The organism is Pseudomonas sp. NPDC089554 (genome assembly GCF_050280645.1).
Classification (GTDB): Bacteria; Pseudomonadota; Gammaproteobacteria; order Pseudomonadales; family Pseudomonadaceae; genus Aquipseudomonas.
In genome coordinates this window covers 1-11,912 of the sequence record NZ_JBNNVR010000126.1, presented here as the reverse complement: position 1 = coordinate 11,912, position 11,912 = coordinate 1, and the positions used below count along the sequence as shown (strand labels likewise).

The window sequence follows — 11,912 nt, the reverse complement described above, 5'->3', positions numbered from 1 at the left end:
AAGCCGTTGTTGCGCACCAGGCGCACGATGGCGCGGTGCGGCACTTGCACGCCCTTGGGGGTGCCGGTGGAGCCGGAGGTGTACATCACATAGGCCGGTGCATCGGTGGCCACCGTGACAGGCACGCGCGGTGACGCAGGCGAGGTGCTTTCCCAGGCTGCCAGGTCCAAGTGCTGCACCGCAGTCGGCAGTGTGTGCGGATACGGCCCTTCACCGAGCAGCCAAGCGCTGGCGCAATCGTGCAGCAGGGCGTGTTGCCGCTCCACGGGGGTCGCGGTGTCGATCGGCACGTAGGTCGCGCCATTTTTCAGGATCGCCAGAATCGCTGCGACCAGCCGCGGGCCACGCTCCAGACACAGTGCCACGCAGTCGCCGGGGCGCACGCCACGTTCGGCCAGCCAATCGGCCAGGCGTTCGGCGCGCTGGTCGAGCTGGCGATAGCTCAGCGAGCGTTCGCCATCTTCTATCGCCTTGGCCTCGGGACGGCGCCTTGCCTGCGCCTCGAACAGCGCGTGCAGCGGCTCGTGCGCCGGGTAGTCGTAGGCCGTGGCATTGAACGCGTGCAGCACCTGTTCGCGCTCGGCATCGCCGAGTATCGACAGCTCGCTGAGGGCGGCCTGGTCATTGGCGACCATGGCCTGGATGGTGGCGCAAAGGGCCTGCCAATGCCGCTGCACGGTGCTGCGGTCGAACAGCGCCGTGGCGTAGGTCAGGCGGCCGACGACCGTGCCGTCGCGTTCGTGCAGGTTCAGGGTGAGGTCGAACTTGGCGCTGTCTTGCTGGGTGTCCAGTGGCTCCAGTGCCAGGTTGCCCAGTTCCAGGCGTGCCTGTGGCGCGTTCTGCCAGGCGAACAGCACCTGGAAGATCGGACTGTGGGCCAGCGAGCGCGGCGGGTTCAAGGCTTCGACCAAATGTTCGAATGCCACGGCCTGATGAGCTTGGGCGTCGAGCGCGGTGCGCCGGACCTGGGCCAGCAATTGGCTGACCTGAGGGGCTTGGTCCAGGCGCATGCGCAGCGCCTGGGTGTTGACGAAGAAGCCGATCAGCGGCTCGATTTCGGCCTGGGTGCGGTTGGCCTGCACCGAGCCGATCACCAGGTCCTGCTGGCCGGACAAGCGCGCCAGCACTACCGACCAGGCGCTGAGCAAGGTCATGAACAAGGTGCAGCCGTGGCGTTCGCCCAACTGCTTGACGGCCTGGGTCAGGCCCGCGTCCAGGCTGACCTCGAGGCTGGCGCCAGTGAAGTCCTGTTGTGCCGGGCGCGGGCGGTCCAGGGCCAGGTTCAGCAGGGACGGGGCGTCTTCGAGCTGGTCGCGCCAATACGTCAACTCCTGTTCGACCCGGCGCGCCTGGCGCGGCGCGCGTTGCCACAGGGCGTAGTCGGCGTACTGCACCGCCAGTGCTGGCAGCGGGTCGGCCTGGCCCTGGGTGAAGGCGCGGTACAACGTGGTCAGCTCATGGGTGAGCACGCCCAGCGACCAGGCATCGCCGATGATGTGGTGCAAGGTCACCAGCAATACATGCTCCTGCTCGCCCAGGCGCAGCAGGCGTGCACGCAGCAACGGCCCGCGCGCCAGGTCGAAAGGTGCCTGGGCTTCGGCGGCGCAGCGGGCCTGGATGCTTGCCTGGGGTTGGCCTTGCAGGTCTTCTTCGGGCAGCAGGAACGGCTGTGCGGGGTCGATGATTTGCAGCGGTTCACCACCTTCGGCGACGAAGCGGGTGCGCAAGGCTTCGTGGCGTTCGACGATACGCGATAGCGCAGCGCGCAAGGCCTTGGTGTTCAGCTCGCCACGCAAGTGCAGGCCGCCCGCCATGTGGTAGGCGGCGCTGGCGCTGGGGTCGAGGTGGGCGATGAACCACAGGCGCTGCTGGGCGAACGACAATGGCACGCGGGCAGGCCTTGGCAAGGCGCTGATCGGCGCCGCCGCGTGTTGCCCCGCAGCGCCCAGGGCTTCGATCGCCTGCGCCTGGCGTTGCAGGGTCGGGTGGTCGAACACGCCGGCCAGCGGCAGCTCGACGCGCAGTTGCTGACGCAGCTGGGAAACCAGCTGCACCGCCAGCAGCGAGTGACCGCCGGCCTGGAAGAAGTGGGTGTCACGGCCGACCTGGGGCAGGCCGAGCAGGGCGCTCCAGATGGCCGCCAGGCGGGTTTCCAGCGCGCCTTGGGGCGGCTCGACATGCCCCGCCATGCCTTGCTCGGGCGCGGGCAGGGCGCTGCGGTCGAGCTTGCCGTTGGGGGTCAGGGGCAGGGCTGGCAGGGCCACGTAGGCGCTGGGCTGCATGTATTCGGGCAGGCGTGCGGCCAAGGCGTCGCGCAGGTGCGCATCGCTCACCGACAAGCCGGGTTCGGCGACCCAGTAGGCAACCAGCCGTGGGGCGGCGGCCAGATCCTGGCGGGCCACCACCACGGCGTGCTGCACGCCGGGCACCTGGCCCAGGGCGGCCTCGATCTCGCCCAGTTCGATACGGAAACCACGGATCTTCACCTGGAAGTCGTTGCGGCCCATGTACAGCAACTGGCCGTCGGCGGTCCAGCGGCCCAGGTCGCCGGTGCGGTACATCTTCGCCCCCGGCGTGTCGGCGAACGGGTCATCGAGGAAGCGCTCCTGGGTCAGCTCGGGCCGGTTCAGGTAGCCACGGGCGACCCCCGCGCCACCGATATAGAGTTCGCCCACCACGCCCAAGGGCGCCAGTTGCTGCTGTGCATCGAGGATATACACCTGGGTGTTGTCCAGCGGCCGGCCGATGCCCGGCACGAAGCCTTGCTCGCGGCGCATCGACACCCAGGACGAATAGGTGGTGGTTTCGCTCGGGCCGTACAGGTTGCACAGGCGCTGCACTGCGCTGTTGGCGAACACCTGCTCGACCAGGGCCTGCTTGAGCGGCTCGCCCGCCAGGTTGACCACCTGGGTGGAGGGCGGGATCGCCTGGGGCCCGACCAGTGCATCGAGCGCCGACGGTACGCTGTTGATCAGCGTCACCGGCACCGGCCGGTCGAGCAGGGCCAGGGCATTGCTGGCCACGTGCAGGGTGGCGCCTGCGGCCAGCGGCACGAAGAATTCGAACACCGCCAGGTCGAAGTTGATCGAGGTGGCGAACAGGCTGTGCTGCAAGGTGCTGCTGTCGAAGGCGTGCAGCGCCCAGTTCAGCAGGTTGCAGGCATTGCGGTGCTCGATCATCACGCCCTTGGGCTTGCCGGTGGAGCCGGAGGTGTAGATCACGTAGGCCAGGTGCTTGCCGGTCAGCCCCAGGTGCGTCGGGTCGGGGTTGTGGCGCGGCTGCTCGGCCAGTTGCGCGCAGGTCTCGGGGGCGTCCAGGCAGAGCGTTTCACAGCCTGTGGGCGGGGTGAGCGCCGGTAGCGTGGTCAGTGTCAGCAGCGCACGTGGGGTGCTGTCTTCGAGCATGTGCAGCAGGCGCTCGCGGGGGTAGGCCGGGTCCAGCGGGACATAGGCGGCGCCGGCCTTGAGAATGCCCAGCAGGGCCACCAGCAACTGCGGGCCGCGCTCCAGGCAGATCGCCACGCGGCTGTCGGGTTTCACCCCCGCTTGCAGCAGGCGATGCGCCAGCTGGTTGGCCTGACTGTTGAGCTGTTCGTAGGTCAGCGCTGGCGCGCCATCGGCGGCCTCGAAGCGTGCTGCGATCGCCTGCGGTTGCGCGGCGGCCTGGCGTTCCAGGGCCAGGTGCAGCAGGCCCTGTTCCGGCAGTGCACGTTCGGTGGCATTGAAGCTGCGCAGCTGTTGCTGCTCGGCCTCGGGCAATACCGAAAGCTGGCATGCCAGGGTGTGTGGGCGCCGTTCGAGGGCATCGAGCAGGTTGCGCAGGGCGGTGTCGAGCCAGCCGAGCACCGGTGCCGTGCCGACCTGGGCATCCACTTGCAGGCTCAGCGAGAAACCTTCGCCGAGGTCGTCCACCGACAGGTTGAACGGATAGTTGGTGCGTTCCTCGCCACCGAGCACGCGCATGCCGTCGAGTGTGGGGGCGTGTTCGGCGGCGGCGCTGTGGCGGTAGTTGAGCAGCGCCGAGAACAGCGGCGTACCGCTGGGCAGCGCGCTGCATCGTTGGGCCAGGCCCAGGGGCGCGTGCTCGTGGGCGATCAGCCGGCTGAGCAGTGCATGGGTGTCGCGCAGTGCTTGCTCCACCGGCACGGCCAGGCGTACCCGCAGCGGCAGGGTATTGATGAACAGGCCCATGGCGTTGGCGGCCTCGCCGTTGCCTTGCAGGCGGCCGAACATCACGGTGCCGAACACCACGTCGTCGCGGCTGCTGGTCTTGCCCAGCACCACGGCCCAGGCCAGGTGGAACAGGCTGGCGGCGCTGACCCCGAGGCGGCGTGACAACTGGCGGATGCGCAGGCTCAAGCCGTTCGCCAGCGGCGCTTCGAGGGTATCGACCTGGGTGCCGTCGCCGCGTACGTCGAGCAGGCCGCAGGGCGCGGTGGGCTCGTCGATATCGCCCAGCAGTTCGCTGAAGAACGCCGCATGCTGCTCTTGGCTCAGGCCCTTGCGCGCCCGCACCACGAAGTCCCGGAACGGTTGCGGCGCTTGCAGCTCACCCAGGCGGCCTTTCTGGATCGCCGCTACCTCGCGTACCAGGCGCTCCAGGGAGGTGTGGTCCATCACCGCATGGTGGTGCAGCAGTTGCACCAGCCAGCGGTCGTTGCCGGGGTCGGCGGCAGCTACCGCCCGCATCAGCGGGGCCTGGCGCAGGTCCAGACGTTGTTGGCGAGGGTCGGCGTAGTCGCGCAAGGCGGCTTCGACATCGCCGTGAGCGGCAGTGAAGCGCTCCAGCACCAGCGGCGCTTCGCGCCACACCACTTGCACCGGCTCGTCCAGGCCTTCCCAGGCCAGCGCGGTGCGCAGGATGTCATGGCGAGCGATGGCCTGGTTGAGCGCGGCAATGAAGCGTTGCACGCCAGCTTCGTCGTCGAAGGCCAGCATCACGTGCAGCAGGTAGGTATCGCCACGCTGCTGGAGCAGGTGGTGGAACAGGATGCCCGCCTGCAACGGCACCAGCGGGTAGATGTCCTGGATGTTCGCGGCACCGCCCGGTACCTGGGCGACGATACTGGCCACCTGGGCCTCGCTGAGGGTGCACAGGTCGAGCATGGCCGGGGTGATGTGCGTGGTACCCAGGGCTAGGCCGCTGGCCTGGGGGCGTTGCTCGGCAGGCTGGCGCAGTGCGTCGATCAAGGCCTGTTTGTTGCTGCGTAGCAGCGCGATCAATTCCTGGTCGGCCAGGGCCTGGTCGTCGGCCACCACCGACAGTTGGTCGCCACGCAGCGACAGGGTGATACCACGTTGTTCCAGCAGTACCAGCAGTTCAGCTGCAGTCACAGGAGCATCTCCTTCAAACGGGTAGTAGCCGCAGCCAGGCCGGCAAGGGTCGGGGCGGTGAACAATTGGGCGATATCGACCCGCAGGCTGTGTTGGCGCATGCGTTCGACCAGGGTCATGGCGATCAGCGAGTGGCCACCCAGGGCGAAGAAGTTGTCGTGGCGGCTGACCCGCTCGACACTCAGCAATTCGCACCACAGCGCGGCGAGGGTGGTTTCCACCTCGCCTTGCGGGGCTTCGTAATGGGTTTGCACGTAGGCGCTGGTGCCGGGCTCGGGCAGGGCGTTGCGGTCGAGTTTGCCGCTGGCGCTCAGTGGCAGGCGGTCCACCTGTACGTAGGCGCTGGGCAGCATGTAGTCGGGCAACTGTTCGCCCAGGGCGGCACGGGCCTGGCTGGGCGTTGGTGGCGCCTCGCCTTGCAGGTAGGCGACCAGGCGTGCCACGCCATGGGCGTCGGCGCGGCCCACCACCACGGCCTGGCGCACGCCGGGCAGCGCCAGCAGGTGGCTTTCGATTTCCCCCAGCTCGATGCGGTGCCCGTGGATCTTCACCTGGAAGTCACTGCGCCCCAGGTAGCTGAGGCTGCCGTCCAGTTCCCAGCGGCCGAGGTCGCCGGTGCGGTACAGGCGGGCAGCGGGTGCGTCACTGAAGGGGTCGGGGATGAAGCGCTCGTGGGTCAGCGCTTCGCGTTGCCAGTAGCCACGGGCAAGGCCCTGGCCGCCGATGTGGATTTCCCCGGTAACCCCCAAGGGCGCGCGTCGCCCATGGGCATCGAGCACCTGCACCTGGGTATTGGGCAACGGCTGGCCAAGGCTGGGTGTCGCGTGCTGGTGGAGCCAGGCGCTGGTGGTGTCGACCGTGCATTCGGTGGGGCCGTAGACGTTCAGCACGCGGACCTCGCGCTCGCTGGCCAACTGCGTCCAGAGCTCGTCCGGCACGGCCTCGCCGCCGAGCAGGATGCGTGCCGGCAATGGCAAGGTCGGCGCGTTCGCCTGGCGGTAGCGCAACACAGCCTGCAACTGGCTGGGGGTGCAGTCGAACAGCCTGACCTGCTGGGTGTGCAGGTAGTCGAGCAGGGCACTGGCATCCAGGCGCACGCGCTTGGGCACCATCACCAGGCAATGGCCGCTCAGCCACTGGCACAGCTGCTGCACCGAGGCGTCGAAGGCCACCGAGGCGTTGAGCGAGCAGCGTGTGTTGGGCGGCAGGTCATGCAGGCGCTGTTGCAGGCCGGCCCACAGGTTGAGCACCGAGCGGTGTTCGACCATCACGCCCTTGGGCTGTCCGGTGGAGCCTGAGGTGTAGATCAGGTAGGCCAGGTCGCTGGGTTGCTGGCCCAGCGCAGCACCATCGGGGTTGTCCGCGCAGGCCAGGCGCCAGGCAGCGAGCGGGCCGGGCGGGGCGTCGAGGCTGAGCACTGGGCCATGGTCGAACGCGGGCAGCCGCTCGCGCAGGTGCTCCTGGGTCAGCAGGGCCGCGGGCGTGCTGTCGTCGAGGGTGAAGGCCAGGCGTGTTGCGGGGTAGTCCGGGTCCAGTGGTACGTAGGCACAACCGGCCTTCCACACCGCCAGCAGGGCTACCGCCAGGTGCACCTCGCGCTCCAGGCACACCGCGATGCGCTGGCCACGCTGGATACCCATGGCCAGCAGATGATGCGCCAAGCGGTTGGCCTGTTCGTTGAGCTGGCGGAAGCTCAATGCTTGCTGCTCATCGATCACCGCCAGGGCGTCCGGGCTGCGCGCGGCCTGTTCGGCGAAGCGCTGCTGCAAGGTGGCGCTGGGGGCTGGCGCGAGGCGTGCAGGGTTGAGGCTGTCCAATTGCGCCTCTTCCTCGGCGGGCAGTACCGGCAGTTGCAGCACGCTGTTGGTGCAGGACTGCTCCAGGGCCTGCACCAGTGAAGCCAGGGCCTGCTGCATGTAGCCGAGAATGCGCGCGGGGGCGTGGTCGGGATGGGTCTGGGCGGTCAGTTGGAAGCCTTCGCCCAGGTCGTCAACGGCCAGGTTGAAGGGGTAGTGGGTGCGCTCTTCGCTGTGCAGCAGGCGCATGCCGGGCACGGCCTGTTGAACGTTTGCCTGGTCGGCATGGCTGTAGCGGTAGTTGAACAGGGCGCTGAACAGCGCGGTGCCGGCGGGCACGGCGCTGCAACGCTGGGCCAGGGCCAGGGGCGTCTGCTCATGGCTGAGCACACCGTTCAGGGCCCGTTGTACCCGGGCCAGCACTTGCACGGCGTTGCCGTCCAGGCGCACGCGCAGCGGCAAGGTGTTGATGAACAGGCCCACGGTGCTGTCGGCGTTGCTGCCCGCTTGCAGGCGGCCGAACAACACCGTGCCGAAGACCACGTCGTCGCGTCCGCTGAGGCGGCTCAGTACCATTGCCCAGGCCAGGTGGCACAGGCTGGCAGCGCTGACGCCGTAGTCTGTGGCCTGTTGGCGTAGGCGGCGCGCGAGCGCCTCGGGCAGTGGCCGTTGGTGTTCCAAGGCCTGCCAGCGTGGGTCGCTCTGCACATCCAGGCCATAGGGCAGGGTGGGCTCCTCTACATCGCCCAACTGTTCATCGAAGAAGGCGCGGGCGGCATTCATCACCTGCGGTTGCCGGGCTTGGGCCACCAGACCGCGCATGCTGGTGGGCGGTGGCAGGTCGGCCTGGCGCGCGCCTTCGATCAGCGCAATCTCGCCGATCATCAGCTCCAGCGAGGTGTGGTCGACCACTACGTGGTGGTGCAACAACAGCAATAGCCAGCGGCCCTGGGCGGCGTCGAACGCTACCCGCGCTTCGATCAGGGGCGCTTGGCGCAGGTCCAGGCGGAACTGGCCGGGGGCGGCACTGGCCTGCAACTGCGCGGCGATATCCTCGCCTGTGAGCGGCAGGTGGCGGGGGGAGAAGGCCACGTTGCGCAACACCACCTGCACCGGCTCGTCGAGGTCTTCCCACAGCACCAGGGTGCGCAGCGCGTCATGCCGGGCGATGACCTGCTCGAGCGCGCTGCAGAAGCCTTGCAGGCGCGTTTGGTCGGTGAATGCCAGCAGGCTGCGCAGCACGTAGCGGTCACCTTCGCGTTGGGCGCGGTGGTGGTAGAGCATGCCCTGCTGCAGAGGCGCCAGGGGGTAGATGTCCTGGATGTTCGCCGCACCGCCCGGTACCTGGGCGGTAATGCGCTCGAGCTGGGCCTGGCTCAGCTCGACCAGGTCGAGCATGTCAGGGGTGAGCTGGGTGCAGGGGGTGGGAATGCGCGAGACGCTGGCCTGGGCTGTCGGTGTCGTACCCAGGGTGTCCAGGCGTTGGGCCAGGGTGGCCAGGGTGGGGCGTTCGAAGACGCTGCGGATATCCAGGTCCCAGCCGTTGCGGCGTAGCTGTTCGAGCAGTTGCACAGCCAGCAGCGAATGGCCGCCGAGGCTGAAGAAGTCATCGTCGCGGCCGATGTTCGGCTCGCACAACACCTGGCTCCAGATCGCCGCCAGGCGCTGCTCGGTATCGCCTTGGGGCGCCTGCTTGGTGCTGTCGGCGGCTGCGCTGGGCAGCGGCAAGGCCTGGCGATCGAGCTTGCCGTTGGGGGTCAGTGGCAGCGCGTTCAGGGCTACGCAGGCGCTGGGCAGCATGTAGTCCGGCAGGCGGTTTTCCAGGTGCGCACGCACCTCCAGCAGGGTTGGCGCAGGCTTGCCGGGGGCGTCGGCCACCAGGTAGGCGACCAGGCGCGGCTCGCTGGCCGGGCCTGGCTGGGCCAGTACCACGGCTTCGCGCAGGCCCGGCAGGCTGAGCAACTGGGCCTCGATTTCGCCCAGTTCGATGCGGAACCCGCGCACCTTGACCTGGAAGTCGTTGCGTCCCAGGTATTCGAGCTGGCCGTCGGCCCGCCAGCGCCCCAAGTCGCCGGTGCGGTACATACGCGCCTCGGGCGAGGCGACGAAGGGGTCGGGCAGGAAGCGTTCGGCGCTCAGTTCGGCACGATTCAGGTAGCCGCGCGCCACGCCTGCGCCGCCGATATGGATTTCCCCAGCCACGCCCACCGGCACCGGCTGGCGGTGCCGGTCGAGCAGGTACACCCGGGTGTTGTCCAGGGGGCGGCCAATGCCGGGTTGGTAGCCGTCTTCACGGCGCATCGACAGCCAGGTCGAGTAGGTGGTGGTTTCTGTGGGGCCATAGAGGTTGCAGACCCGCTGTGTGCTGCTGTTGGCGAACAATTGCTCCACCAGCCGTGCCTTCAGCGGTTCGCCGGCCAGGTTGATCACCTGGGTGTTGGCGGCAATGGCGCCGACCCGGGCCAGCTCTTCCACGGCCGATGGCACGCTGTTGATCAGCGACACGTCGTGGGGCTGGGCCACCAGGGCCAGGGCGTTGTCGACCAGGTGCAGGGTGGCGCCTGCGGCCAGTGGTACGAAGAACTCGAACACGGCCAGGTCGAAGTTGATCGAGGTGGCGAACAGGCTGTGGCGCAGTTCATCGGCTGAGTAGCTGTGCAACGCCCAGTACAGCAGGTTGCAGGCGTTGCGGTGCTCGATCATCACGCCCTTGGGCAGGCCGGTGGAACCCGAGGTGTAGATCACGTAGGCCAGGTGCGCCGCATGCAGCCCCATGACCTTGGGGTTGTGCCCGGGTTGCTCGCTCAGGCGTGCCTGCAGGCTTGGGGCGTCCAGTTCCCAACGCACGATGTGCTCGCTGTCCGGCAGGCGTTCGCGCAGGGCCTGGCTGCTCAGGGCCAGGCGCGGTGCGCTGTCTTCGAGCATGTGCCGCAGGCGGGCCGGCGGGTAGGTGGGGTCCAGTGGCACGTAGGCGGCGCCCGCCTTGAGGATGGCCAGCAAGGCCACCAGCATGTGCGGGCCACGTTCCAGGCACACCGCTACTCGGTCGTCCGGCTGTAGCCCACTGGCCAGCAAGGCGTGGGCCAGGCGATTGGCCTGGTGGTTCAGCTGGCCATAGCTGAGCGCCGTGTGGTCGCCGATGTAGGCGGCGATGGCATCGGGGTGCAGGGCGGCCTGCTGCTCGAATGGCTGGTGCAGCAGGGTGTCGCGCGGGTGCGCCCGTTCGCTGGCGTTGAAGGTCTCCAGCACCTGCTGGCGCACATCCGCGGGTAGGGTGTCGAGGGTGCAAACCTGGGTCATTGGGGTGTTTTGCAAGGCCTGCACCAGCACCTCCAGCGCCTGGGCCATATGCGCCATGACCGCCTCGACATCCACCGAGCGGTGAACCTGCGCGGTCAGGGCGAAGCCCTCGCCCAGGTCATCGACCGACAGGCAGAAGGGGTAGTTGCTGCGTTCCTCGCTGCTCAGCACCTGGGTGCCGGGCAGGTCGAGCGCCGGGCTGGCCGAGGTCTGCGCCTGGCTGTGGCGGAAGTTAAGCAGCGCCGTGAACAGTGGCGTCTGGGCCGACAGGGCGGTGCAACGCTGGGCCAGGGCCAAGGGGGCCTGCTCGTGGGGCAGCAGTTCGATCAGCCGGGTGTGCACCTGTTGCAGCGCACTGTTCAGTGGGGCCTCGAGGTCGACGCGCAGGGGCAGGGTGTTGATGAACATTCCCAACGCCTGCTCGGCCTGGCGACCGCCATTGAAGCGCCCATACAGCACGGTGCCGAACACCACGTCGTCGCGGCCGCTGGTCTTGCCGACCAGCATCGCCCAGGCCAGGTGGAACAGGCTGGCGACCCCCACGCCCTGGGCCTTGGCAACCTGGCGCAAACGCTGGGCCAGTGCCGGGGCAAGCGGGCGTTGCAGCTCGCGGTTCTCGCGCCCGTTGCCTTGGGTGTCCTGCAACCCGTAGGGCAGGGTTGGTTCATCGATATCACCCAGTAACTGCTGGAAATACGCCTCGGCACGCGCTTGGCGATGAGGCTCGCGGGCTTGGCTCACGAAAGACTGGAATGGCACGCTGGGCGGCAATGGGTGGTTGGCATCGAGCATCAAGGCGCGCACTTCGCCGAACAGCAGGCCAAGGGTGGTGTGGTCGATCGCCAGGTGATGGTGGAGCAGTTGCAACTGCCATTGCTGGCAGGGCTCGTCGAAGCGTACGAAGGCCTGGGCCAGGGGCGCGCGGCGAATATCCAGGGTCTGCTCGCTGAAGGCTTGTCCGGCGGCCAGACGGGTCAATGGCAGCCTGGCGCTGCGCCAGGCCACTTGCATCGGTGTGTCCAGCCCTTCCCAGAGCACTGCGCTGCGCAGGATGTCATGCCGGGCGATTACCTGGTCGAAGGCGTCGACGAAGCCTTGCAGGCGTTCATGGCTGTCGAAGGCGAGGGTGGCGCGCAGCAGGTAGGCGTCATCCTCGGGTTGCAGCAGGTGCTGGAACAGCAGGCCTTCCTGCAAGGGGCTCAGCGGGTAGATGGCTTGCACGTTGGCGTGACCGCCGTCGACGTGGCGGGCGACCAGGTCGATCTGGGCTGTGGGCAGGCTCACTTGAGGCGCGGGCTCGAAGGCCTCGGCGGACGTTGTCGGGTGCTCCAGCGCCTGGGCCAGGCTGAGCAGGGTGGCGGCGTTGAACAGGGTGCTTACGTCCACGACCCAGCCGTGTTCACGCAGCTGCTCCACCAACTGCACGGCCAGCAGCGAATGGCCGCCGAGGCTGAAGAAGTTGTCCAGGCGGCCGACGCGTGGC

General features: G+C 68.3%; 2 protein-coding genes and 1 pseudogene. All 3 read right to left on the bottom strand.

Features of this window, described 5'->3' with window-relative positions; genetic code table 11:
- The coding region (locus tag ACQKPE_RS24305; protein ID WP_427669217.1) for an AMP-binding protein at positions 1-635 on the bottom strand (635 nt) is incomplete at its 3' end.
- Positions 627-5,105: pseudogene (locus tag ACQKPE_RS24300) on the bottom strand (amino acid adenylation domain-containing protein); the annotation flags it as partial. The gene ACQKPE_RS24305 and the pseudogene ACQKPE_RS24300, both read right to left, overlap by 9 nt.
- A gap of 224 nt (positions 5,106-5,329) precedes the next feature.
- Positions 5,330-11,912, bottom strand: a 6,583-nt coding sequence (locus ACQKPE_RS24295) for an amino acid adenylation domain-containing protein (RefSeq protein WP_427669216.1), incomplete at its 5' end; no start/stop codon positions are given.